The following is a 23,483-nucleotide window of genomic DNA, read 5'->3' as shown; positions in this document are numbered from 1 at the left end:
ATTGGGGATGATCAGGCCTGACGTGTCTCGTTTCAAGACAGCGAGAGAACGCTCTTGCCAAAACGAAATGGCGATAGCTTGTCAGTTAGGCTGTTAAAGCCGGTTTTCCGCTACAGCGTGGCAGGCCACCCAATGGCCCTCGCCCAGAACTTGCCACGCCGGCCGTTCGCTCTTGCAGCGCTCATTGGCATGGGGGCAGCGCGGGTGGAAGGTGCAGCCACCCGGAGGGTTGAGCGGATTGGGCACCTCGCCTTGCACAGGCGTACGCGCTCGCCCGGTTTGGCGCATCTCGGGAATGGCGTCGAGCAGCATGCGGGTGTAAGGGTGACGTGGTGCCGCAAACAAGGTGTGTTTGTCAGCCCGTTCCACCAGACGACCCAGGTACATGACCCCCACTTCATCACTGACGTGTCGCACCACGGCCAGGTTGTGTGAGATGAACAGATAGGTCAGACCACGCTCTCGCTGCAGGTCTTTCATGATGTTCAACACCTGGGCCTGCACGCTCACGTCCAGGGCAGAGGTGGGTTCGTCACACACCAGAAACTCAGGTTCGGTGGCCAACGCGCGGGCGATCGAGATCCGCTGGCGTTGCCCGCCGGAGAATTGGTGCGGGTATTTGGGCATGTCCAGGGCGCTGAGTCCAACAGACTTCAGCAGGCCTCCAACGCGCTCGCGCAGTTCGGCTTCACCAGTGACCAAGCCATGTTCCCTCAGCGGCTCACCAATGATGGCCTCGACCGTCCAGCGTGGGTTGAGGCTGGCGTAGGGATCCTGAAAGATCATCTGGATGCGACGACGCAGCAGGCGGCCGGAGGGCTTCTTGAACTCGGCATGGGCATCTTGCCCGTCGAAGCTCATGTGGCCCCGGGTGGGTTCGTACAGACCCACCAGCAGGCGGGCCACCGTGCTTTTGCCGCAGCCGGACTCACCCACCAGGGCCAGGGTGCGTCCGCGCTCGATGTCAAAACTCACGCCGTCGACCGCATTCAGCAATTGCCTGGGTTTGCCTTCCAGCACCCGATTCAGCCAGGGCGCTGAGACATCAAAGGTCTTGGCCAGATCGTGGGCCTGCACCAGCGGTGCGGAGGTTCTGGACGTGTTGGGGGCGGGGCTGCTCATGCCGGGTCTCCATGGGGCGCTTGCGGTGCGTGCAGCCAGCAGGCGGCCTGGGTGCCTGAGGTGGACATCAGTTCGGGGCGTTCGGTGCGGCAGCGGGCGAACACTTGCGGGCAGCGGGGGTTGTAGGCACAGCCGGTGGGGATCGCGTTCAGGCGGGGCATGGCACCGTCGATCTGGTTGAGTCGCTCGCGATCGACGGCCATGTCCGGGATCGAGGCCATCAGGCCTGCGGTGTAAGGGTGATTCGGGTGGTTGATGACCTCGTGCACGGGGCCGGTCTCGACAATGCGGCCGGCGTACATCACCGCCACCCGGTCGCAGGTTTCGGCGATCACGCCCATGTCATGGGTGATCAGCATCACCGCGGCGCCGCGGTCGTGGCAAATATTCTTGAGCAAGGTGATGATCTGGGCCTGGATCGACACATCCAGCGCGGTGGTGGGTTCGTCCGCCACGATCAGCTGCGGTTGGGCCGCCAGAGCCAGCGCGATCACCACGCGTTGCCGCATGCCGCCGCTGAACTGGTGGGGATAGTGTTCGATGCGTTGCTCGGCGGCCGGAATGCCTGTGTCCTTGAGCAACTCGATGGCTCGCTTGCGGGCCTCTGCATGGTTGACCGGGAGGTGCGTCTGGATGGTTTCCATCAGCTGGTGGCCCACGGTATAGAGTGGGTTCAGGGACGTCAGGGGGTCCTGAAAGATGGCCCCGATGCGGCGCCCCCGGATGCTGCGCATCTGTTCAAAGTTGAGGTTGTCGATGCGTTCGCCCTGCAGGATGATCTCGCCCGATGCAATGCGACCTGGGGGCTCCAGCAGCCCGATGATGGAGGCGCCCGTCAATGACTTGCCGGCCCCCGATTCACCCACCACACCCAGGATCTCGCCTGGGGCGATCTCGAAGGACACGTGGTCCAGTGCGCGCAGCGTACCGCGCCGCCCGGGGAATTCCACCACCAGGTCTTTGACTTGTAGAAGACTCATGTTTGCCTCGGCCTTGGCCAGCTCATCGCAGGCGCGGGTTCAGCGCGTCGCGCAACCAATCGCCCAGCAGGTTCACGCTCAGTGCAATCAGCACCAGCATCAGACCGGGAAAGACGGTAATCCACCATTCGCCAGAGAAAAGATAATCGTTGCCGACGCGGATCAAGGTGCCCAGTGAGGGGGAGGTGGGCGGGGCGCCCACCCCCAGAAACGACAGCGTGGCTTCGGTGATGATGGCCGTGGCCACCTGGATGGTGGCCAGCACCAGCACCGGTCCCAGCACGTTGGGCAGCACGTGGCGGACCATGATGCGCCAGGGCGACACCCCCGTCACCCGCGCCGCTTGCACGTATTCCTTGTTTCGCTCGACCAGGGTCGAGCCGCGCACGGTTCGCGCATATTGCACCCAGCCGGTGAGTGAGATCGACAGGATCAGTACCCCGAACGCCAGCGATTCGTGGGCATTGGGAAACAGCGCCCGGCCCACCCCGGCAATCAGCAGGGCCACGAGGATGGGCGGAAACGACAGCATCACGTCACACAAACGCATCAGCAAGGCGTCGATCCAGCCACCGCGAAATCCTGACAACAGGCCCAGGGCCACACCCAGGGCCATCGACAGAAAAACCGAGGCAATGCCTACCACCAGCGAAATCCGGGCGCCATAAATGACGGCCGACAGAATGTCCCGCCCCTGGTCATCGGTGCCCAGCAGGTACTTGGAGACCCCATCGGGGCGCCAACTGGGCGGCAACCGTGCATCACTGAGTTCCAGTGCGCTCAGGTCAAAGGGGTTGTGTGGCGACACCCAGCCGGCAAAGGCGGCACAGAAGACGCAGACGAAGGCGATCAGCGCCGCCACCACGGCCACCGGAGAGCTCCGGAAGCTGTGGCCGACGTCGCTGTCAAGCCAGCGTACCAGGGGATTTTTCATGTTCTGACGCTCAGAGCCCCAGCCCGTGCAGGGGCTGGGGTGGTGCGGATGACCGTTGGACTGCCTGCTTACTTGGCAATGCTCATCCACTTGAAGGGCATGAAGTTGTCGGCCAATTGCACCAGTTGCACCTTCTTGCTCACGCCCCAGGCCAGCGATTGCTGGTGCAGCGGGATGTGGCCCACGTCGGCGTTGTGGATTTCAAAAGCCTCGCGGATCATCGCGTTGCGCTTGGTTTTGTCGGTCTCGGCCTGGATCTTCTTGGTCAGGTCGTCGACCTTGGGGTTGCAATACGCGCCCAGATTGAACTGACCGGCCCCCTTGTCGTCCACGCAGGCCACCAATGCATTGAGCGCGTTGTGCGAGTCGTAGGTGGAGGGCGTCCAGCCCAGCATGTAGAACGAGGTGTCTCGGCGCAGGATCTTCGGGAAGTAGGTGCCCTTGGTCTCGGCCTGCAGGTTGATCTTCACGTTGATGCGGGCCAGGTTGGCGGCCACGGCCTGGCAGATGCGGGCGTCGTTCACATACCGGTCGTTGGGGCAGTTCATCGACACTTCAAAGCCACTGGGGTAACCAGCTTCGGCCATCAGCTTCTTGGCGGCTTCCACGTCATACGGCAGGCGCTTCATGTCAGGCTGAAAGCCATTGATGCCCGGGCCCACCAGCAGGGCCGAAGGATTCGAGGCGCCGCGCATCACAGTCTTCTTGATGCCGTCGATGTCGATGGCCTGGTAGAAGGCCTGGCGCACGCGCTTGTCCTTGAACGGGTTTTTGCCCTTGACGTTGGAGTACAGCAGTTCGTCGCGCTTCTGGTCCATGCCCAGGAAGATGGTGCGCAGTTCGGGGCCGGTGATGGCGCGGGTGTTGGGGCTGCTGTTCACGCGTTCGATGTCTTGCACCGGCACGGGTTCCATCACATCGACCTCGCCAGACAGCAAGGCGGCCACGCGCGTGGCATCGTTGCCGATGGGGGTGTAGATGATGTCGGTGGCATTGCTCTCGTTCTTGCCCCAGTAGCTGCCATTGCGCGAGAAGGTGGTGCGCACATTGGGTTGGCGCTCACGCAGGCGCCAAGGACCTGTGCCATTGGCGCGGAACGACGCCGCGTTTTCAATGCCCTTGCGGCGGTCCACCGGGCCCACGGCCTGGTTCGCCTCGCACCATTTCTTGCTCATGATGTACACCAGCGACACCACATCGGGCAGGATGGGGAAGGGCGTCTTGGTTTCGATCTCGACCACATGGTCATTGATCTTGCGCACCTCTTTGAAGTCGTTCGTGTAGCTCTTCATGTCCGAGCCGTCCATCTGGGTGCGCTTGAACGAGAACAGCACGTCATCGGCCGTGAAGGGCGAGCCATCGTGAAACTGAACCCCCTGGCGCAATTCAAAACGCCACACGGTGGGGGAGGTCTGCTTCCAGGCCGTGGCCAGCATCGGTGCCAGGCTCAGGTCCTTGTTGCGCCCCACCAAGGGCTCGTAGACGTTACCGGTCACGCTCAACTGCAGCGACTCGTTGAGCGAGTGCGGGTCCATTGACAGCGAATCACCCTGGTTGGCGACTCGGATGGTCACGCTCTGGGCGGCCACAGAGCTTGCCCCCAGGGCCAGGGCGGCAGCCAGCGACAGGACTTGAAGATTGAATTTCATCGGAAGCTCCTCGGATAGAGAGTCTTTGAACGCAGTTGCGGGGTGAAAAATCAGGTGAAGGCCATCAAACGGCCGCGGTCAAGGGCATGCCTTGTTCGATCAGTCCCGCGTGCAGGGCCGAACCCAACGGCAGGATCTCGTCATTGAAGTCGTAGCGGTTGTTGTGCAGGTAGCCGCTGCTGTGCGAGGTGCCCTGCCCGATGCGAAAGTAGGCACCGGGTTTGACCTGCAACATGAAGGAGAAGTCTTCGGCCCCCATGCTCGGCTCCAGGTCCCGCACCACGTGGTCCTTGCCCACCAGGTGCTGGGCGACGTCACCGGCAAAGCGGGCTTCGGCCTCACTGTTGATGGTGGCGGGGTAGATGCGCTCGTAGTTCACGCTGGCCGTGGCGCCAAAACCCATGGCGATGCCGCTGCAAAGCTCGTTCAGGCGGCGCTCCACCAGGTCTTGCACTTCGGGTGAGAAGGTGCGCACCGTGCCCACCAGCGTCGCTTTGGAAGGGATCACGCTCATGGCACCCAGATCGCCCGCTTGCAGCGCGCAAAGGCTGATCACCGCGCTGTCAATGCCACGCACATTGCGCGACACGATGCTTTGCACCGACGTGATGATGTGGCCGGCCACCAGCACCGGATCGATCGTCTGGTAGGCATGGGCCCCATGCCCGCCGCGCCCATTGACCTCAATGGTGATGCGGTCGGCGGCGGCCATCATGGGGCCGGGGTTGATGCCGATGGTGCCTGCCGCCATGCCCGGCCAGTTGTGCATGCCGTACACCGACTCGACCGGAAAGCGCTCGAACAACCCGTCGTCGATCATGGCCTTGGCGCCCGCGTAGCCTTCTTCACCCGGTTGAAAGATCAGAACGGCAGAACCATTGAAGCGCCGGGTTTCGGCCAGGTAGCGGGCGGCGCCGATCAGCATGGCAGTGTGTCCGTCGTGCCCGCAACCGTGCATCAGCCCGCTCTTGGTGGAGCGCCAGGCAAAGTCGTTGTGCTCGGCCATGGGCAGGGCATCCATGTCGGCGCGCAGGCCCATCAGCCGCCCGCTGTCGCGGCGCTGACCATGGATCACGGCCACCACGCCGGTCTTGCCCAGGCCTTCATGGATCTCGTCGACCCCGCACAGCTTCAGGGCCTCGCGCACGCGGGCGCTGGTGTACACCTCTTCAAAGCCCAGCTCAGGGTGGGCATGCAGGTCACGGCGGAAGGCTGTCAGCTCGGGGTGGAAGCGGGCAATGTGCTCAAACGCGCGGCCGGTGGCACGCAGACGAGGTACGCCGGTGTCGGTTTTCATCAATGACCTCCGGAGCGGCCGGTCCGCAGGCGCGGATCAACCAGGAAATACAACAAATCCACCACCAGGTTGATCACCACAAAGATCAGGGCAATCAGGCACAGGTAGGCAGCCATCACCGGGATGTCGGCAAACGTCACGGCCTGGATGAACAGCAAGCCCATGCCGGGCCACTGGAAGACCGTCTCGGTGATGATGGAAAACGCAATCAGCGAGCCCAGTTGAAGGCCTGTGATGGTGATCACCGGCACCAGGGTGTTTTTCAGCGCGTGGCCGAAGTGGATGGTGCGGTTGGACAGGCCGCGGGCCCGTGCAAATTTGATGTAGTCGGTGCGCAGCACCTCCAGCATCTCGGCGCGCACCAGGCGCATGATCAGTGTCAGCTGAAAGATCGCCAGCGTGATCGACGGCAACACCAGGTGGTGCCAGCCATCCACCGTCAGCAGGCCGGTGCTCCACCAGCCCAGGCTGACTGTCTCGCCGCGTCCGAAGCTCGGAAACCAGCCCAAGCCCACCGAAAAGCCCAGGATCAGCAAGATGCCGATCAGAAAGGTGGGCAGTGACACGCCCAGCAGCGAGACCGTCATCAGCAACTGGCTGCCGAAGCTGCCCCGGCGCAGCGCGGCGTAAACCCCCATCGGCACCCCGATCGCCACGGCCAGCACCGCGGCCACCAGGGCCAGCTCCAGCGTGGCCGGAAAGCGCTCGCCAATCAGGCGCGACACCTTGGCGCCCTGGCGCAGGCTCAGGCCGAACTCGCCCTGGGCTGCGTTGAGCAGAAAACGCCAGAACTGCACCACAAAGGACTGGTCCAGCCCCAGAGATGTGCGCAATTCCCGGATCTGGTCAGGCGTCGCGTCCTGCCCCAGCAGGAACACCACCGGATCCCCGACGAACTGGAACAGCATGAAGGCGATCAGGGCCACGGTGATCATCACCAGTACGGCCTGGGCCAGTCGACGCAGAATGAAGGCGAACATCAGAAATTGGTAACAACCAGCAAGTATTGAATGAACATGCTAGCAGAGCAATTCCTGTGCCGATACAGGGAATCCCATCACGCGAGTGGGCCCCCGTTGCCCTTTATGATGCCGCCCCCCGAACCATGGAGCGCTCACTGAATGAAGTGTTCAGTGGCGGTGGTTTTCAGGGCTTGGCGGTGGGCTTCAACTGCAACTGCACCGGCCCATACCAGGCCTGGCTGTGGGAGCGGGTGTTGTCGGTGTCGGTCATGATGGCCACCCCGATCAAGGGGCCGGGGGCCTCGCCGAAGCAGCGTTGGTAGTCCGCCCGGATGTCGCGCTCATAGTTCAACCACTGTCCCAGGTGGGTCGGGCCCGATTCGAGCACGATCTTGCGGATCCGGTCCGATCGCGGGCTGTTCAAGGTGCTGTCCTGAGGCAATTTGTTGCTCCACACATAGACCAGCGTGGCATAGGGCAAATCTTCGCCCGTCAGGGCACGCGCCAGTTCGGACATCATCGCGTTGCGCGTGGACAGCTTGCTGCGGTCGCCGTCAAAGGCCAGCATCACGCGCACCGGCGAGTCGTCGGCATCACGCTGTGTCATGTCGGCATCGGTGATCAGCGCCGGCACCTTCCAGGAAAACTTCAAGGCGCCCAGTCGCTCGGGTTCCACCCGCAACACCTGGCGCAGCAGGCTGGCCGAGGAGTCAGCCTGGGCCTCCACCGCGTCGCGTCCGTCCAGGCGCTGGTACTGGAAATGGGTGATCTGCTTGCCCGGGAAGTGGTGGTTGCGCCAGGGCAGCGGCGCCAGGCCCTCGGGCTGCGAGGCCTGGGCCCAAGGGGATTGGGTGACCGCCTCGGCCGGGTAATCGTGCTCATGCCCGGTCTGGGTGGGTGCCAGGCTGCAGCCGGTCAGCACGCTGGTCAGTGCGCTGACCAATGCGGTCGCGCTCCACACCATGACTGATTTCCAGCGAAGGCCAGGGAGGGCTCCAGACCTGATGCACCGAAGAGATTTGTTGTCCACGCCACACACTCCGTTGAGCTGGAGGGCCATCCAGCAGCTCCAGTTGATGCCTGCAGCTTGAAGACCGTGTGACGGCCTCCGACCGCGTTCCGGGTTCTGCGCTCAGGCGTATCGCTTGTTGCGCAGATTGTTTTTCATTTCCTTGAGCAGGGGCTGCAAGGGGCTGCCGATGCGCAATGCTACGCAGGTGGCCACCACGTCGATGATCATCAGGTGCAACAGGCGCGACACCATGGGGCTGTAGCGGTCATAGCCTTCAGGGTGGTCGGCGGCCAGGTGGATGTGCCCGGCCGAAGCCAGCGGCGAGCCACTGGCGGTGATCACGATGGTGGTGGCGCCGTTCTTGCGCGCAATGTCGGCCGCGTCCATCAGGTCGCGGGTGCGGCCCGAGTTGGAGATGATCACCACGCAATCGCCCGGGCCCAGCAGCGAGGCGCTCATCACCTGCATGTGGCCATCGCTGTAGGCAATCGAGGTGATGCCCAGGCGGAAGAACTTGTGCTGCGCGTCCTGCGCCACGATGCCCGAGTTGCCCACGCCGAAAAATTCAATGCGGCGCCCCGTCTTGTAGGTGCCGGCAATCGCTTCGGCGGCGCGCTCGAGGGCTGTGGTGCTGGCGTCGTTGCGGTACTTCAGGAAGGCCGCCACGGTGTTGTCGATCACCTTCACCAGCACATCGCTGGTCTTGTCGTCGGCATCCACGCTGCGGTGGATGAAGGGCACGCCCTCGCTCACGCTGCCGGCCAGCTTGAGCTTGAAATCAGACAGCCCGTCGTAACCCATGCTGCGGCAAAAGCGCACCACCGTCGGTTTGCTGACGTGGGCCCGGTACGACAACTCACTGACCGGCAGGTTGGCAAAGGCCCGGGGGTCGCTCAGAACCAACTGGGCCACCCGCTGCTCTGCCGGCGCCAAAGAGGACATGGAGGCTTTGATGCGGTCTAGCATGGCAGTGGACTTTCAGTGAGCAAAAAAACAGCGGATTCATGTCGTCAACCATTCAGGGTACAACAAGAATCCGCCTTCCATCCAGGCCTGGGTCGGCTTTTGCGCGTGATCGCGGCGGCTCAGAACAGCTTCTTCTCAGGCCTCTTCGCTCCAGCAATGGCCGTCACGCGCGATCATGGCGCTGGCGGCACTGGGTCCCCAGGTGCCTGCGGCGTAGGGGCGGGGGGGCATCTGGCCAGCCTGCCAGTGCTCCAGGATCGGTTGTACCCATTGCCAGGCCTCTTCCTGCTCGTCGCTGCGCACGAACAGGTTCAGCCGGCCGTCAATCACGTCAAGCAGCAGGCGCTCGTAAGCACCGACCCGCTCGTTGCCGAAGCGCTTGTCGAAATCCAGATCCAACTGCACCGGCGCCAGCGTCTGCGTGGCCCCGGTGCTTGAGGCCGTGGTGTTGCGCTGGGTTCGCCCTTCGGCCAGCAGGTGCAGCTCCAGCCCGTCACGCGGCTGCAGGTTGATCACCAGCTTGTTGGCGGCACCGATCGGGGCCTTGAAGATCGGGTGCGGTGTGGGGCGGAAGTTGACCGTGATGTGGGCCTCCCGCGCCGCCAGCCGCTTGCCGGTGCGGATGTAGAAAGGCACGCCGGCCCAGCGCCAGTTCTCGATCTCGGTGCGCAAGGCCACGTAAGTCTCGGTGTCGCTGTCGGTCGGTACGCCGGCCTCGTCCAGGTAGCCTGGAACGGCCTTGCCGTGGCGTGAGCCGGCGCTGTACTGGCCCCGGATCACGTGTTGTGTCAGGGTCTCGGGCGTCCAGGCCTTGAGTGAGCGCAGCACTTTCAGCTTTTCGTCGCGGATCGCATCGGCGTGGGCATTGATCGGCGGCTCCATGGCGATCGCGCACAGCAACTGCAAAGCGTGGTTCTGCACCATGTCGCGCAGGGCGCCCGTGCTGTCATAGAACTGGCCGCGCTTTTCCACCCCCAGGTCTTCGGCGATCGTGATCTGGATGTTGGCGATGTTCTCGCGCCGCCACAGCGGCTCGAACAAGGCGTTGCCAAAACGCAGCGCAAACAGGTTCTGCACCGCGGGCTTGCCCAGGTAATGGTCGATGCGGAAGATCTGCCGCTCGCCAAAGGCACGCCCCACGGCCGCATTGATCGCGCGGTTGGAGGCCAGGTCGTGGCCCAGGGGTTTTTCGAGCACCACCCGGGTGCGCGGGGTGTTCAGGCCCGCTGCAGCCAACTGCTCGACCACGGTGGTGAACAGGGCGGGCGCCGTGGCCACGTACATCACCACCGTGGCGGCATCGCGCTCGGCCAGTGTGCTGGCCAGTGCCTGGTAGTCCTCGGGTTGGGACAGGTCCATGCGCACGTAGTGCAGCAAGGCCGCAAAACGCGCGAACTCTTCGGGGTTGGGCTGCTTCGGGCCGTCAACTTCGCGAAAGCGTGTCTCGATCAGACTGCGATATTGTTCGTCTGTGAGTTTGTCACGAGCGACGCCTATGATCCGACCGCCATCTGGCAGCGAACCATGTCGGAACGCCTGGAACAGGGCAGGCATCAGCTTGCGCCAAGCCAAGTCGCCGGTGCCGCCAAACAGGATCAGGTCGAAGCTCGCAGGCTTCACAATGTCAGGGGTGCTTTGCATGGCTCGGTAATGTAATTTGGTTTCGTAACTGAGTTTCTTGGTTTTTCCTGAAAACGCCAGGAAATTTGCAGTTCTTGTATTTTGTATTGAGATGTCGATGTAATCAAGTTACCATTTCGGCTTTGCGGGCATGAACAAGATTATTTTTTCAGGATGCCATGAACCAACTCGACGCACTTCGCCAGTTCACCACGGTGGTGGCCGATACCGGTGACTTCAAGCAACTGGGCGCTTTCCGCCCGCAAGATGCCACAACCAATCCTTCCCTGATCCTCAAGGCCGTGCAAAAGCCTGAGTATCAGCCGCTGCTGGCCCAGACCGTGCAGCATTTCCGTGACCGTCCCCTGGACGAGATCATGGACCGCCTGCTGGTGGCCTTCGGCCGCGAAATCCTGGCCCTGATCCCGGGGCGGGTCTCCACCGAAGTCGATGCCCGCCTGAGCTTTGACACGGCGGCCACCGTGGCCCGGGCCGAACGCCTGATCGAGCTCTACCAGGCCGCTGGCCTGCCCACCGACCGGGTGCTGATCAAGATCGCAGCCACCTGGGAAGGCATCCAGGCGGCGGCCCAGTTGGAGCGCAAGGGCATCCACACCAACCTCACCCTGTTGTTCTCGTTCTGCCAGGCCGTGGCTTGCGGCCAGGCGCGGGTGCAATTGATCTCTCCCTTTGTGGGCCGCATCTACGACTGGTACAAGAAGTCGGCGGGCGCCCAGTGGGACGAAGCGGCTTCTTCAGGGGCCAATGACCCGGGCGTGCAGTCGGTTCGCAAGATCTACGAGTACTACAAGCATTTCGGCATTGCCACCGAAGTGATGGGCGCCAGCTTCCGCAACCTGGGCCAGATCACCGCATTGGCTGGTTGTGACTTGCTCACCATCGCGCCCGATCTGCTGGCCCAGTTGGCGGCCAGTGAGGCGCCGCTTGTCCGCTCGCTCGACGCCGAGGCCGCCAAATCGCTGCCGCTGAACCCGATCCAGTACGACGAAGCCAGTTTCCGTTTTGCCCTCAACGAAGATGCCATGGCCACCGAAAAGCTGGCCGAAGGCATCCGGGCCTTTGCGGCTGATGCCATCAAACTCGAAAAGCTGATGCTCGCGGTTTGAGGCCTCCCTGGGCCCGGTCTTGCGCCGGGCCATCCGATGTTCGACCCGACCCACTCAAGGACTGTATGAAACAGCGACTTCGCTGCGACGAGACCCCTGCCTGGCCCCAACTGCTGTCGTACTTCGAGCAGCACGGGCGTCACTTTGACGTGCGTGCCGATTTCGAACGCGATCCGGCGCGTTTTTCACGCTTCAGCCTGAGCGCGCCGCATGTTTTTGCCGATCTCTCGAAGAACCGAATCGACGCCCAGGCCGAGGCCTTGCTGATGCAGCTGGCGCGTGAGACCGGGCTGGAGGCGCACCGCGATGCGATGCTGGCAGGTGAGGCCATCAACAGCACGGAGGGCCGGGCGGTCATGCACCACCTGCTGCGCAATCAGCACTGCACGGATCCGGATGGGGCGGTGCTGCCGGTGTTCCAGGGGACCGTGGCCGATGCGGCCATGCCCGACGTCAACAGCACCTTGCGCGACATGCTGGCCTTTGCCGAGAGCGTACGGGCCGACACCCAGATCACCGACATCGTGAACATCGGCATTGGTGGCTCCGACCTGGGGCCGCAGATGGCCGTGGTGGCCCTGCAGGCGCATGCGCTGCCGGGCAAGCGATTCCACTTTGTCTCGAATGTCGATGGCGATGAGCTGGGCGAGGTGCTGGAGCAGATCGACCCGGCGCACACCCTGTTCCTGGTGGCCTCCAAGACTTTCACCACCCGCGAGACCATGACCAACGCCCACAGTGCGCGGCGTTGGTTTCTTGAGCAGGGCGGGGCAGATCTGGCACGCCACTTCGTGGCACTGACCACCAACCTGGAGGCCGCCCAGGCCTTTGGTATCCGCACCACCTTCGGCTTTCGGGACTGGGTGGGGGGGCGCTATTCGATGTGGTCGGCCATTGGCCTGCCGCTGGCCATCGCCATCGGGGCCCCCGGCTTCCAGGCCCTGCTGGGCGGTGCCCACGCCATGGACCTGCACTTTGCCCAGACGCCACTGGAGCGCAACCTGCCGGTGCGCCTGGGCCTGCTCGATGTCTGGTACCGCAACTTTCATGGCTTTGCCAGCCGCAGCGTGGCGCCTTACCACCACGGCTTGCGCCGTCTGCCCGCCTACCTGCAGCAGCTTGAGATGGAGAGCAACGGCAAGCGGGTCGACCTGCAGGGGCGCAGCCTGGGCTTCAGCACCTCGCCCGTGGTCTGGGGCGAGCCCGGCACCAATGGCCAACATGCTTTCTTCCAGATGATCCATCAGGGCACCGACATCGTGCCCGTCGAGTTCATCGCCGTGCGCGAGCCGGCGCATGACCTGCCGGGCCACCATGCCCAGTTGGTGGCCAACGCCCTGGCCCAGGCCCAGGCCCTGTTGCAGGGGCGCAGTGATGCCGGCGGACACCGGCACTTTCCGGGCAACCGACCCAGCACCTTCTTTGTGCTGGAGCGCATGGACCCGGCCACCCTGGGCGCGCTGGTGGCGCTTTACGAGCACCGCGTCTTCGTCAGTGGTTCGGTGTGGGGCATCAACAGTTTTGACCAATGGGGGGTCGAGCTGGGCAAGCAATTGGCCCAAGACATCCAGCCCCGCCTGGCCACGGGTGATGTGCGCGGGCTGGACGCGTCCACGGCCGGTCTGCTGCGCCAGTTCCGTCCGCGTTTCTGACGCCTTCAGAAAAACGCTGGCTTCAGCCCACCGGCAGGCGCAGGCCCACCTGCAGCCCGTGCGGCTGCAGCGTTTGGGCAAAGACCTGGCCGCGGTGGCGTTGGGCAATCTCTTCGACGATGGCCAGCCCCAGGCCGCAACCGCCCGCCTTCTCACTGCCCCGCCAGAAGCGCTGGAACAGATGGGGCAGTTGCTCCTCGGGCACACCAGGCCCGTTGTCCTCGACGGACAGTTCGACCTGAGCCGGGCCCTGCGGACGCACCCGCACGGTCACCACACTGCCGGGGCCGGCATAGTGCAAGGCGTTGTCCAGCAGATTGCTCAAGGCCTCGCGCAGCAGCAATGGGTTGCCTGGCAGGCTCAGATGCTCTTCCCCCTCGTAGCCCAGGTCCACGCCAGCGGCCAGGGCCCGGGCGGTCCAGTCACGGGCCACCTCGCGGGCCAGGTTGGGCAGGTCCAGCGGTTGCAGCTCCACCGTCGTCTCTGAACGGGCCAGTTGCAGCAACTGGTGCACCAGGTGGGCACTGCGCTGGGCCGCGGCACGCACCTTGATCAGGCGCTCTCGGGCCGGCGAGTCCTGCATCTCGTGCAGGGCCAGGTCGGTTTGCCCGATCAGGCCGGCCAGGGGGGTGCGCAGCTGGTGGGCGGCGTCGTTGAGAAACTGCTTTTCCTTGACCTGCCCCTTGGCCACCGCCGCCAGCAGGCGGTTGATGGTGCTGGCCAGCGAATGCACCTCTTGCGGTGCGGTGCTCAGGGCCACGCTGGGCAGGGGCTCGTGGCCGGGTTGCGGGCTGGCGCCGATCAGTTCGATCTCGGCCTCCAGCCGCTTCAGCGGGCGCAGGCCCCGCAGTACCCCGGCATAGACCAGTGCACTCAGCACCAGACCCATCAGCCCCATGGGCAGCAGGATCTTTTCCAGCAACTCGTGGGCGATGCGCTCGCGCACCGTCAGGCTCTGGGCCACCTGCACGCGCAGGCGCTGCTTGCTGCCCGGCGAGCCGTAATCCACCTCCAGGGACACCACGCGCACCGGGCGTTCATCCACCACCCCCGCGTAGAGCACGGCTTCGCCGGGCTCGGCCTGGGCCTTGTCGGCCGGGGGCGGCGGCAATTGCGCATTGCCCAGCAGGAAACGACCCGGGGGCGAGGACACCATGTAGCTGATGCGGTCGGCCGGGTCTTGCTCCAGGATGTCCTGGGCCGCCTTGGGAAAGTCCACCAGCAGCCCATCGCCGATCGGCTTGATCTGCCGCGCCAGGGCCTTGACCGACTGGGTCAGGCTCTGATCGATGCCGCGCTCGCCGTTTTCAAGGGCCACGCGCCAGGCCAGCACGCCCCCAGTCAACCACAGCACCAGTTGCGGCAGCAACAGCCACAGCAGCAACTGCCGTTTGAGGGAGACCCCGGGCAGGGGCGGCGGGCGGGCCATGGGGGGCGCTTCAGGCCGGGGGCTTTTCAAGCATGTAGCCCAGGCCCCGGATGTTGCGGATGTTCAGGTTCGAGGGGTCCAGCTTCTTGCGCAGCCGATGCACATACACCTCAAGTGCATTCGAGTTCAAGGGCGCCGCAGCCTGACCCGGCTCGGGCGGCACCGCGCGCCAGGCGGCCAGCACGTCGTCACGGGTCACCACTTCGCCGCAGCGGTTGACCAGCAACTCCAGCAGTTCCCATTCGCGCTGGGTCAGCTCGAGGGCTTCGTCGGCCAGGGTGGCCTCGCGGGTCTGGGGGTCGATGCGCAGCGGCCCCACGGTGCTCCAGTGGCCGGTGGCTCCCGCCGTGGCCTGCGAAAAGGCGGGCAGTCGGGCGCGCCGCAGCATGGCTTGCAGCCGGGCCTGCAGTTCGACCATGTTGAAAGGCTTGGTCATGTAGTCGTCGGCCCCGGCGTTCAGCCCCTGCACGCGGTCGTCCAGACCGTCGCGTGCCGTCAGGATCAGCACCGGCAGGCCGCTCAGCTTCTTGCGCGCCCAGGGCAGCAGGGTCAACCCGTCTTGTCCGGGCAGGCCCAGATCGAGAATCATGCCGTCGATGCCCTCGCGCCCGAGCACGGCCTGGGCTTCGGCCACGCTGCCCGCGCTGCGCACCGCATAGCCCAATTGCAGGAGTTGCCCGGTCAGGGCATCGAGCAGGAGTTCGTCGTCTTCAACGATCAGGATCGTGATCATCGTTTGAGCATATCAAAGGCCATGGCCTGAGCTGGTGGCTTTCTGGCCTGCTTTGCGCGGGCTGAGCGCAGGGGGCGACGCGGTGGGCCGGTCTCTTAGGGGTAAGTCCTGATGGGGGCATTCATTATTTTAATTAAATTAATGAACGCGATGCGGCGAGTGACACGCCCACGTGTGAGAGATGATCCAACACTACAAAGGAGATGAGGGCATGTTCAAGTTGTCGAAACTTGCCGCACTGGCGGTGGCTGCCGGCGCCGCGCTGTCGGTGCAAGCCGGTGAGGTGGAAGTCCTGCATTACTGGACTTCAGGTGGCGAAGCCAAATCGGCTGCCGAACTCAAGAAGATGATGCAGGCCAAGGGCCACACCTGGCGCGACTTCGCCGTGGCCGGCGGTGGTGGTGACAGCGCGATGACGGTGCTCAAGAGCCGCGTCGTGTCGGGCAACCCGCCTTCGGCCGCCCAGGTCAAGGGCCCAGCCATCCAGGAATGGGCCGCCGAAGGCGTGCTGGCCAACATGGACAGCGTGGCCAAGGCCGAGAAGTGGGACGAGTCGCTGCCCAAGGTCGTGGCCGACGTGATGAAGTACAAGGGCAGTTATGTGGCCGCACCGGTCAACGTGCACCGCGTGAATTGGCTGTGGGCCAGTTCCGACGCCCTCAAGAAGGCCGGCGTGGCCGCCATGCCCAAGACCTGGGACGAGTTCTTTGCCGCGGCCGACAAGCTCAAGGCAGCCGGCCTGGTCCCGGTGGCCCACGGGGGCCAGAACTGGCAGGACTTCACCACCTTCGAGTCGGTGGTGCTGGGCGTTGGGGGTGCCAAGTTCTACCAGGACGCCCTGGTCAAGCTCGACGACAAGGCCTTGGGCAGCGACACCATGAAGAAGTCGCTCGAAACCTTCCGCCGCGTCAAGTCGTATGTCGACCCCGGCTCGCCGGGGCGTGACTGGAACCTGGCCACCGCCATGCTGATCCAGGGCAAGGCGGGCTTCCAGTTGATGGGCGACTGGGCCAAGGGCGAATTCGTGGCCGCGGGCAAGGTGCCTGGCAAGGACTTCATGTGTGCCGCAGCCCCGGGCACGGCCAGCAGCTTCACCTTCAATGTGGACTCGTTCATCCTGTTCAAACTCAAGGAGGCCAGTGCCCAGAAGGCTCAGAGCGATCTGGCTGCGGCCATCATGAGCCCGGAGTTCCAGGAGGTGTTCAACCTCAACAAGGGCTCGATCCCGGTGCGCCTGGGCATGAAGATGGACAAGTTTGATGACTGCGCCAAGCTGTCCTCGAAAGACTTCGTCGAATCTGCCAAGGGTGGCGGGTTGGTGCCCAGCATCGCGCACGGCATGGCCGTGGCCCCAGCGGCCGAAGGTGCCCTCAAGGATGTGGTCAGCCAGTTCTGGAATGACGACAAGGTCAGCGTGGCCGACGCCATGAAGAAGATCGCTCAGGCCGCCAAGACGCGGTAAGCCCCGGGGCACGTTCCGCCCCATCCCCTTTTGCACAACCGTTCCCCGGCAGACCCGGCGGCCCAGGCCGACCGGTCGGGCGAAGCCATGCCCGGGCACGGCCAGAACACCTCTTGAATTCGGAGACCTAGACATGAACAAACATTCCCCCTCCCTGTGGCAACTGGCCCCTGCGGCCTTGCTGGCCTGCAGCGTGAGCGCTCAGGCGGCTGACCCGGCTCCCCTGTCAGAAGCCACCACCCAGCAGATCGAGGCTGTGGTCAAAAAGACCCTGGACGACAACGGCGTGCAGCTGTTCGGCTACGGCCGTGGCGGCTTCTACTCGGCTTCGGGCAATCAGCAAAAAGGCCAATACCAGCTCGGTGGCGACCTGCAGCATTACCGCCTGGGCAATGAGGGTGACAACTACATCGAGTTCGGCATCGGCAAGAAATGGGACCTCGGTGGCGGCCTGAAGTGGGGCACCTACTACATGCCCAAGGTGTACAACGGCAACACCGGCACGGCCCAGGTGTACGCCGACATCACCGGCCTGGAGTTCGCCCCTGACCTGACCCTGTGGGCCGGCCAGCGCTACCACCGTATCCAGGACATCCACATCCTGGACAACTGGCTGATGCAGGACGGTGACAACTACGGCGCCGGTGTGGATGGCATCCGCGTGGGCAGCAAGGCCCGCCTCAATCTGGCGATCTACACCCAGGGCTCGTCAGACAACAGCAACGCCAGCAGCAACAATGCGCGCCGCGCCAACTTTCAGCTGCGCGACCTGCCGGTCAACCCGGGCGGTCGTCTGACCTTGACCGGCGCCACGATCAACGGGCGCTTCGGCATCGGCCAGAACGGTGGTGCCCTGGGCCTGTTGCACAACCAGGCCGACTTTCTGCTGCCGGGCCTGAACAACTCGCTGTTTGTCCAGACCTCCTCGGGCCACGCAGGCCTGGATGGCAAGTTTTACGGCCTGGACAACGCCGGGGTAGCCCAGGCCGGCGCCAAGCAAACCCGCATTGCCGAGGTCATCGACTGGCAACTGGGTGCCTTCGGTGGCCAGGCGCTGGCCAGCTACCAGACGGTCGAACCGGACAACGCCGCCAAGTACAAGGACACCTCGATCGGGGGGCGCATGTCTTACGGTGTGGCGCGCAATGTGAAAGTACTGCTCGACGTGGGCATCACCTCGCGGGCCATCGATGGGCAAGCCACCCAGCACCTCAACAAGGGCACCCTGGCCGTGGCCTTCTCGCCCGACAACAAGTTCTGGACCCGTCCTGAATTTCGCGTCTACCTGAGCCGCTTCAACTGGAACACGGCCGCAGGCGCCGCCAACGCTGCCACCTTCGGCGCGGGTGGCCGCAGCAGTGCCACCACGGTGGGGGCACAGGTCGAGTACTGGTGGTAATCGGGTATGCCGGGGGCAGGGCGACTGCCCCCGGTCTGCGGGTTGGTTCTCCAAGGCGTGATCCGCCTTTTGATGCGGGAGCGCCTGGTGCTCCCGCCTTTTTTGCTTGAAGGGCCTTTGGCATGTCGATGCCCCGTGAGTCATGAAAAATTCCTTTGAAAACTGGCTGCCCCGCCTGGTGGTGGCCCCCGCCTTCGTGCTGGGCTTTGCCTTCATCTATGGCCTGATGGCCTGGAACGGCCTGCTCAGCCTGTCGGCCTCGCGCATGCTGCCCAACTACGAATGGGTGGGCCTGATGCAGTACGACAAACTCTGGGCCATGGACCGCTGGTGGCTGGCCCTGCAGAACCTGGCCATCTTCGGCGGCGGCTACGTGCTGGGCTCGCTGGCCATCGGCGTGGTGCTGGCCGTGCTGCTGGATCAGAAGATCCGCGCCGAAGGCGCCTTGCGCACCATCTACCTCTACCCCATGGCGCTGTCCTTCATCGTGACGGGCACGGCCTGGAAGTGGCTGCTCAACCCCGAACAAGGTCTGCAGCAACTGGTGCGCGGCTGGGGTTTCGAGCATTTCACCTTCGACTGGCTGGTCAGCACCGATCACGCCATCTACTGTGTGGTGATCGCCGGCATCTGGCAGAGCGCGGGCTTTGCCATGGCCTTGTTCCTGGCCGGCCTGCGTGGGGTGGACGACAGCATCATCAAGGCCGCCCAGGTGGACGGCGCCTCGCTGCCCCGCATCTACTGGCGCATCGTGCTGCCGGCATTGCGCCCGGTGTTCTTCAGCACGCTGATGGTGCTGTCGCACCTGGCCATCAAGAGCTTCGACCTGGTCATGGCCCTGACCGCCGGTGGGCCCGGTTACGCCAGCGATGTGCCGGCCACCTTCATGTACACCATGTCCTTCTCACGCGGGCAGATCGGCCTGGGTGCCGCCAGCGCCACCATGATGCTGGCCACCGTGGCCGCCCTGGTGGTTCCCTACCTTTACAGCGAATTGCGGAGCAAGCCCCATGAGCGCTAAATCCTTGCTGGCGCGGCTGCTGGTCTACCTGACCTTGCTGGCTGCTGCCGTGTTCTTTTTGTTGCCGCTGTACGCCATGCTGGTGACCTCGCTCAAGACGGCCGAAGAGATCCGGGCCGGCGACCTGCTGGCCCTGCCCCAGTCGCTGAACTGGGCGTCCTGGTCCATCGCCTGGTCTCAGGCCTGCACCGGGGTGGACTGCAACGGCCTGCGGCCCTTCTTCTGGAACTCGGTCAGCATGGCCGTGCCGGCCGTGATGATCTCTACCGTGTGGGGCGCCCTGAACGGCTATGTGCTCAGCCTGTGGAAGTTCCGTGGCAGCGACACCTTGTTCGGCCTGCTGCTGTTCGGCGTGTTCATGCCCTTCCAGGTGGTGCTGCTGCCCATGAGCCAGGTGCTGGGCTGGCTGGGCATCTCCAGCTCGATCGGCGGCCTGATCCTGGTGCACTGCCTGGCGGGGCTGGCCGGCACCACGCTGTTCTTCCGCAACTACTACAGCGCCATTCCACGTGAACTGGTCAATGCAGCGCGCATCGACGGGGCCAGCTTCTGGCAGATCTTCTGGCGCATCGTGCTGCCGCTGTCCACCCCGATCGTGATGGTCACGCTGATCTGGCAGTTCACCAACATCTGGAACGACTTTCTGTTCGGTGTCACGTTCTCGGGCACCGACTCCAAGCCCATCACCGTGGGCCTGAACAACCTGGCCAACACGTCCAGCAGCGTCAAGGCCTACAACGTGGACATGGCGGCCGCCATCATCGCGGGCCTGCCGACCATGGCCATCTACGTGCTGGCAGGCAAATTTTTTGTGCGCGGGCTCACGGCCGGCGCGGTCAAGGGTTGAGAGGTAAGGCAAATGGCTTCATCGTTGCAAATTTCGGGCATCAACAAGCGCTACGGTCGTGGCGACAGCAGTGTCGAGGTGCTCAAGCGCATCGACATCCATGTCGAGCCCGGCGAGTTTCTGATCCTGGTGGGCCCTTCGGGCTGTGGCAAATCCACCCTGCTCAACATCATTGCGGGGCTGGACGACCCCAGCGAAGGCGAGATCCGCATCGGCGATCGCAACGTGGTGGGCATGCCCCCGCGCGACCGCGACATCGCCATGGTGTTCCAGAGCTATGCGCTCTACCCCACGCTCAGCGTGGCCGACAACATCGGCTTTGCCCTGGAAATGCGCAAGATCCCCAAGGTAGAGCGCCAGGCCCGCATTGCCCAGGTGGCCGCCATGCTGCAGATCGAACACCTGTTGGACCGCCGGCCCAGCCAGCTCTCGGGCGGGCAACGCCAGCGCGTGGCCATGGGCCGGGCCCTGGCCCGGCAGCCCCAGCTGTTCCTGTTTGACGAACCCCTGTCCAACCTGGACGCCAAGCTGCGCGTCGAAATGCGGGCCGAGATCAAGCGCCTGCACCAGACCAGCGGCATCACCAGCGTCTACGTCACCCACGACCAGGTCGAGGCCATGACCCTGGGCTCGCGCATCGCGGTGATGAAGGGTGGCGTGGTGCAGCAACTGGGCACCCCCGACGAGATCTACAACCACCCGGCCAACACCTATGTGGCCACCTTCATCGGCTCGCCCACCATGAACCTGGTGCGCGGCCGGCAACACGGTGGCAGTTTCGAGATGCTGGGCCAGTCGCTGCCCCTGGCAGGCCCGGTCGGCGCTGTGGCGCCGGGGCAGGAGCTGCTGCTGGGCGTGCGGCCCGAGCACCTGCTGCTGGACGACGCCTCGCCCTGGCGTGGCGAGGTCAGCGTGGTCGAGCCCACCGGCCCCGACACCTATGTGGTGGTCGACACCTCGTCGGGCACCCTGACCCTGCGCACCGGCGCCCAGACCCGGGTGCGCCCGGGCGATCGGGTCGGCATCGCGGTGGCGCCCGGCCACGCCCACTGGTTCGATGGGGCCAGCGAAATGCGTCGGGCCTGACATGGCGCCCGATCCGACGGTGCCCCCGCTGCTGGGCCCGCACCACGTCGCGCTGATCTGCAGCGATGTGCGGCGGTCACGCGACTTCTACACCCGGGTGCTGGGCCTGCCCGTGCTGCACGAGCAGTACCGGGCCGAGCGCCAGTCGCACAAGATCGACCTGGCCCTGCCCGATGGCACCCAACTGGAGCTGTTCTCGTTTCCCTCACCGCCGGCGCGGCCTTCGCGGCCCGAAGCCTGTGGCCTGCGCCACCTGGCCTTGCGTGTGGCCGACCTGGCCGCCTGGGTGGCCCATCTGCAGGCCCAGGGCGTGCCGGTCGAGCCGCTGCGCACCGACGAAGTGACCGGTGCCACCTTCACCTTTTTCGCCGACCCCGACGGCCTGCCGATCGAGTTGGTGCAGCCGGTCTGATCATCGGAACAAGCCTGATCGATCAGGCACAAAAAAAGGGCCGCATCGCTGCGGCCCTTTTTGTTTGGAGCTGGAAGGCTCAGGCAGGCATTACATGCCCATGTCGCCCATGCCGCCCATGCCGCCCGGCATGGCCGGAGCTGCGGACTCGTCCTTCGGAGCTTCGGCCACCATGCACTCGGTGGTCAACAGCAGCGAAGCCACCGATGCGGCGTTTTGCAGCGCGGTGCGGGTCACCTTGGTCGGATCCAGGATACCCATTTCGATCATGTCGCCATAGGTGTCGTTGGCAGCGTTGAAGCCGTAGTTGCCCTTGCCATTCAGCACGGCGTTCACGACCACGCTCGGCTCGCCGCCGGCGTTGTACACGATTTCGCGCAGGGGGGCTTCGATGGCCTTCAGGATCAGCTTGATGCCGGCGTCTTGATCGGCGTTGTCGCCCTTGATCTCGCCAGCAGCTTGCTTGGCGCGCAGCAGAGCCACGCCACCACCGGCCACGATGCCTTCTTCCACAGCAGCGCGGGTGGCGTGCAGGGCGTCTTCAACGCGGGCCTTCTTTTCCTTCATTTCGACTTCGGTGGCAGCACCCACCTTGATCACGGCCACGCCGCCGGCCAGCTTGGCCACGCGTTCTTGCAGCTTTTCGCGGTCGTAGTCGCTGGTGGCTTCTTCGATCTGCACGCGGATTTGCTTCACGCGGGCTTCGATGTCAGCAGCAGCGCCGGCGCCGTCGATGATGGTGGTGTTTTCCTTGCCCACTTCGATGCGCTTGGCTTGGCCCAGGTCAGCCAGGGTCACCTTTTCGAGCGACAGGCCGACTTCTTCAGCGATGACCTTGCCACCGGTCAGGATGGCGATGTCTTCCAGCATGGCCTTGCGACGGTCGCCGAAGCCAGGGGCCTTCACAGCCACCACCTTCAGGATGCCACGGATGGTGTTCACCACCAGGGTCGCCAGGGCTTCGCCATCGACTTCTTCAGCGATGATCAGCAGCGGACGGCCCGACTTGGCCACTTGCTCCAGGGTCGGCAGCAGGTCGCGGATGTTGCTGATCTTCTTGTCGAACAGCAGCACGAAGGGGTTGTCCAGCAAAGCGGCTTGCTTTTCCGGGTTGTTGATGAAGTAGGGCGACAGGTAGCCGCGGTCGAACTGCATGCCTTCAACGACGTCGAGTTCGTTGTTCAGCGACTTGCCGTCTTCCACGGTGATCACGCCTTCCTTGCCGACCTTGTCCATCGCGTCAGCGATGATCTGGCCGATGGACGAATCGCTGTTGGCCGAGATCGAGCCGACTTGAGCGATTTCCTTGGAGGTGGTGGTGGCCTTGGTGGCCTTCTTCAGCTCTTCGACCAGGGCTGCAACAGCCTTGTCGATACCGCGCTTCAGGTCCATCGGGTTCAGGCCGGCGGCCACGTACTTGGAGCCTTCGCGCACGATGGCTTGGGCCAGCACGGTGGCGGTGGTGGTGCCGTCACCAGCGTTGTCGCTGGTCTTGGAGGCCACTTCCTTCACGAGCTGGGCGCCCATGTTCTGCAGCTTGTCCTTGAGTTCGATTTCCTTGGCCACGGACACACCGTCCTTGGTCACGGTCGGGGCGCCGAACGAGCGTTCCAGCACCACGTTGCGGCCCTTGGGGCCCAGGGTCACTTTGACTGCGTTGGCCAGGATGTTCACACCCTCGACCATGCGAGCGCGGGCTTCACCGCCGAAGACGACGTCTTTTGCTGCCATGTTGTTTTCTCCGAATTCAGTAAATGGATTGAGCGGGGATCA

20 protein-coding genes are annotated in these 23,483 nt (G+C 64.2%); 8 read left to right on the top strand and 12 right to left on the bottom strand.

The genetic code is table 11. The features are described from left to right. Window positions 1–93: 93 nt before the first annotated feature. From AC3WUT_RS12370 to zwf, 9 genes are all read right to left on the bottom strand, one after another. A complete protein-coding gene (locus AC3WUT_RS12370) occupies window positions 94–1,122 on the bottom strand; it encodes an ABC transporter ATP-binding protein (protein WP_492347364.1) in 1,029 nt (342 codons plus the stop codon). After that, window positions 1,119–2,102 (bottom strand): ABC transporter ATP-binding protein, encoded by a 984-nt coding sequence (locus AC3WUT_RS12365; RefSeq protein ID WP_492347363.1) that lies wholly within the window; start codon window positions 2,100–2,102, stop codon window positions 1,119–1,121. Before AC3WUT_RS12365 ends, AC3WUT_RS12370 begins: the two co-directional genes overlap by 4 nt. Before the next feature lie 22 nt (window positions 2,103–2,124). Further along, window positions 2,125–3,036 (bottom strand): ABC transporter permease, encoded by a 912-nt coding sequence (locus tag AC3WUT_RS12360; RefSeq protein ID WP_492347362.1) that lies wholly within the window; start codon window positions 3,034–3,036, stop codon window positions 2,125–2,127. A gap of 68 nt (window positions 3,037–3,104) precedes the next feature. Further along, on the bottom strand, window positions 3,105–4,685 hold the full coding sequence (locus tag AC3WUT_RS12355; RefSeq protein WP_492347361.1) for an ABC transporter substrate-binding protein: 1,581 nt from the start codon (window positions 4,683–4,685) through the stop codon (window positions 3,105–3,107). A 64-nt stretch (window positions 4,686–4,749) separates the two neighbouring features. Next, the gene (locus tag AC3WUT_RS12350; protein ID WP_492347360.1) at window positions 4,750–5,982 is read right to left on the bottom strand and encodes a M20 aminoacylase family protein; all 1,233 of its coding nucleotides are present in this window, start codon (window positions 5,980–5,982) and stop codon (window positions 4,750–4,752) included. Continuing rightward, the gene (locus tag AC3WUT_RS12345) at window positions 5,982–6,962 is read right to left on the bottom strand and encodes an ABC transporter permease (protein ID WP_492347359.1); all 981 of its coding nucleotides are present in this window, start codon (window positions 6,960–6,962) and stop codon (window positions 5,982–5,984) included. Before AC3WUT_RS12345 ends, AC3WUT_RS12350 begins: the two co-directional genes overlap by 1 nt. A 166-nt stretch (window positions 6,963–7,128) precedes the next feature. Further along, window positions 7,129–7,908 carry a DUF3047 domain-containing protein gene (locus AC3WUT_RS12340; protein WP_492347358.1) on the bottom strand — a complete coding sequence of 260 codons (780 nt, stop codon included), beginning with the start codon at window positions 7,906–7,908 and terminating at the stop codon, window positions 7,129–7,131. A gap of 168 nt (window positions 7,909–8,076) precedes the next feature. After that, window positions 8,077–8,922 (bottom strand): MurR/RpiR family transcriptional regulator, encoded by an 846-nt coding sequence (locus AC3WUT_RS12335; RefSeq protein ID WP_019576476.1) that lies wholly within the window; start codon window positions 8,920–8,922, stop codon window positions 8,077–8,079. Between the two features lie 135 nt (window positions 8,923–9,057). Further along, window positions 9,058–10,563 carry a glucose-6-phosphate dehydrogenase gene (gene zwf, locus AC3WUT_RS12330; protein WP_492347357.1) on the bottom strand — a complete coding sequence of 502 codons (1,506 nt, stop codon included), beginning with the start codon at window positions 10,561–10,563 and terminating at the stop codon, window positions 9,058–9,060. Between the two features lie 158 nt (window positions 10,564–10,721). On the opposite strand from zwf, the gene tal reads away from it, so the two are divergent. Together tal and pgi are read left to right on the top strand one after the other, a co-directional pair. Beyond that, window positions 10,722–11,669 carry a transaldolase gene (gene tal / locus AC3WUT_RS12325; RefSeq protein WP_492347356.1) on the top strand — a complete coding sequence of 316 codons (948 nt, stop codon included), beginning with the start codon at window positions 10,722–10,724 and terminating at the stop codon, window positions 11,667–11,669. A gap of 65 nt (window positions 11,670–11,734) precedes the next feature. Beyond that, the gene (gene pgi, locus AC3WUT_RS12320; RefSeq protein ID WP_492347355.1) at window positions 11,735–13,321 is read left to right on the top strand and encodes a glucose-6-phosphate isomerase; all 1,587 of its coding nucleotides are present in this window, start codon (window positions 11,735–11,737) and stop codon (window positions 13,319–13,321) included. Window positions 13,322–13,343: 22 nt separating this feature from the next. Here pgi and AC3WUT_RS12315 read toward each other — a convergent pair whose 3' ends face one another. Beyond that, entirely contained in the window at window positions 13,344–14,750 is a 1,407-nt protein-coding gene (locus AC3WUT_RS12315; RefSeq protein ID WP_492347354.1) for a sensor histidine kinase, read from the bottom strand. Between the two features lie 10 nt (window positions 14,751–14,760). Continuing rightward, the gene (locus tag AC3WUT_RS12310; RefSeq protein ID WP_492347353.1) at window positions 14,761–15,483 is read right to left on the bottom strand and encodes a response regulator transcription factor; all 723 of its coding nucleotides are present in this window, start codon (window positions 15,481–15,483) and stop codon (window positions 14,761–14,763) included. A 211-nt stretch (window positions 15,484–15,694) separates the two neighbouring features. Here AC3WUT_RS12310 and AC3WUT_RS12305 point away from each other — a divergent pair, with 211 nt between their 5' ends. The 6 genes from AC3WUT_RS12305 (at window position 15,695) to gloA2 (ending at window position 21,710) form a co-directional block, all read left to right on the top strand. Further along, the gene (locus AC3WUT_RS12305) at window positions 15,695–16,945 is read left to right on the top strand and encodes an ABC transporter substrate-binding protein (protein ID WP_492347352.1); all 1,251 of its coding nucleotides are present in this window, start codon (window positions 15,695–15,697) and stop codon (window positions 16,943–16,945) included. 133 nt (window positions 16,946–17,078) lie between these two features. Beyond that, on the top strand, window positions 17,079–18,344 hold the full coding sequence (locus AC3WUT_RS12300) for a carbohydrate porin (protein WP_492347351.1): 1,266 nt from the start codon (window positions 17,079–17,081) through the stop codon (window positions 18,342–18,344). A 142-nt stretch (window positions 18,345–18,486) separates the two neighbouring features. Further along, entirely contained in the window at window positions 18,487–19,365 is an 879-nt protein-coding gene (locus AC3WUT_RS12295; RefSeq protein WP_492347350.1) for a carbohydrate ABC transporter permease, read from the top strand. Beyond that, window positions 19,355–20,212, top strand: a complete 858-nt coding sequence (locus tag AC3WUT_RS12290; RefSeq protein ID WP_492347349.1) for a carbohydrate ABC transporter permease — start codon at window positions 19,355–19,357, stop codon at window positions 20,210–20,212. Before AC3WUT_RS12295 ends, AC3WUT_RS12290 begins: the two co-directional genes overlap by 11 nt. A 12-nt stretch (window positions 20,213–20,224) precedes the next feature. Further along, the gene (locus tag AC3WUT_RS12285; protein ID WP_492347348.1) at window positions 20,225–21,298 is read left to right on the top strand and encodes an ABC transporter ATP-binding protein; all 1,074 of its coding nucleotides are present in this window, start codon (window positions 20,225–20,227) and stop codon (window positions 21,296–21,298) included. A gap of 1 nt (window position 21,299) precedes the next feature. Next, entirely contained in the window at window positions 21,300–21,710 is a 411-nt protein-coding gene (gene gloA2, locus AC3WUT_RS12280) for an SMU1112c/YaeR family gloxylase I-like metalloprotein (RefSeq protein ID WP_492347347.1), read from the top strand. A gap of 90 nt (window positions 21,711–21,800) precedes the next feature. Here gloA2 and groL read toward each other — a convergent pair whose 3' ends face one another. Next, window positions 21,801–23,441 (bottom strand): chaperonin GroEL, encoded by a 1,641-nt coding sequence (groL, locus tag AC3WUT_RS12275; RefSeq protein ID WP_492347346.1) that lies wholly within the window; start codon window positions 23,439–23,441, stop codon window positions 21,801–21,803. Between the last annotated feature and the right edge of the window lie 42 nt (window positions 23,442–23,483).

The organism is Curvibacter sp. EU05-FHT14A10, from assembly GCF_058791075.1.
Note: the sequence above shows the minus strand (reverse complement) of the source record. Positions and strands in the feature narration are given on the sequence as shown.

Excerpts from the sequence above, each read along its gene's own strand:
- AC3WUT_RS12370 (WP_492347364.1), bottom strand. The coding sequence starts at position 1,122 with ATGAGCAGCCCCGCCCCCAACACGTCCAGAACCTCCGCACCGCTGGTG.
- AC3WUT_RS12365 (WP_492347363.1), bottom strand. The coding sequence starts at position 2,102 with ATGAGTCTTCTACAAGTCAAAGACCTGGTGGTGGAATTCCCCGGGCGG.
- AC3WUT_RS12360 (WP_492347362.1), bottom strand. The coding sequence starts at position 3,036 with ATGAAAAATCCCCTGGTACGCTGGCTTGACAGCGACGTCGGCCACAGC.
- AC3WUT_RS12355 (WP_492347361.1), bottom strand. The coding sequence starts at position 4,685 with ATGAAATTCAATCTTCAAGTCCTGTCGCTGGCTGCCGCCCTGGCCCTG.
- AC3WUT_RS12350 (WP_492347360.1), bottom strand. The coding sequence starts at position 5,982 with ATGAAAACCGACACCGGCGTACCTCGTCTGCGTGCCACCGGCCGCGCG.
- AC3WUT_RS12345 (WP_492347359.1), bottom strand. The coding sequence starts at position 6,962 with ATGTTCGCCTTCATTCTGCGTCGACTGGCCCAGGCCGTACTGGTGATG.
- AC3WUT_RS12340 (WP_492347358.1), bottom strand. The coding sequence starts at position 7,908 with ATGGTGTGGAGCGCGACCGCATTGGTCAGCGCACTGACCAGCGTGCTG.
- AC3WUT_RS12335 (WP_019576476.1), bottom strand. The coding sequence starts at position 8,922 with ATGCTAGACCGCATCAAAGCCTCCATGTCCTCTTTGGCGCCGGCAGAG.
- zwf (WP_492347357.1), bottom strand. The coding sequence starts at position 10,563 with ATGCAAAGCACCCCTGACATTGTGAAGCCTGCGAGCTTCGACCTGATC.
- tal (WP_492347356.1), top strand. The coding sequence starts at position 10,722 with ATGAACCAACTCGACGCACTTCGCCAGTTCACCACGGTGGTGGCCGAT.
- pgi (WP_492347355.1), top strand. The coding sequence starts at position 11,735 with ATGAAACAGCGACTTCGCTGCGACGAGACCCCTGCCTGGCCCCAACTG.
- AC3WUT_RS12315 (WP_492347354.1), bottom strand. The coding sequence starts at position 14,750 with ATGGCCCGCCCGCCGCCCCTGCCCGGGGTCTCCCTCAAACGGCAGTTG.
- AC3WUT_RS12310 (WP_492347353.1), bottom strand. The coding sequence starts at position 15,483 with ATGATCACGATCCTGATCGTTGAAGACGACGAACTCCTGCTCGATGCC.
- AC3WUT_RS12305 (WP_492347352.1), top strand. The coding sequence starts at position 15,695 with ATGTTCAAGTTGTCGAAACTTGCCGCACTGGCGGTGGCTGCCGGCGCC.
- AC3WUT_RS12300 (WP_492347351.1), top strand. The coding sequence starts at position 17,079 with ATGAACAAACATTCCCCCTCCCTGTGGCAACTGGCCCCTGCGGCCTTG.
- AC3WUT_RS12295 (WP_492347350.1), top strand. The coding sequence starts at position 18,487 with ATGAAAAATTCCTTTGAAAACTGGCTGCCCCGCCTGGTGGTGGCCCCC.
- AC3WUT_RS12290 (WP_492347349.1), top strand. The coding sequence starts at position 19,355 with ATGAGCGCTAAATCCTTGCTGGCGCGGCTGCTGGTCTACCTGACCTTG.
- AC3WUT_RS12285 (WP_492347348.1), top strand. The coding sequence starts at position 20,225 with ATGGCTTCATCGTTGCAAATTTCGGGCATCAACAAGCGCTACGGTCGT.
- gloA2 (WP_492347347.1), top strand. The coding sequence starts at position 21,300 with ATGGCGCCCGATCCGACGGTGCCCCCGCTGCTGGGCCCGCACCACGTC.
- groL (WP_492347346.1), bottom strand. The coding sequence starts at position 23,441 with ATGGCAGCAAAAGACGTCGTCTTCGGCGGTGAAGCCCGCGCTCGCATG.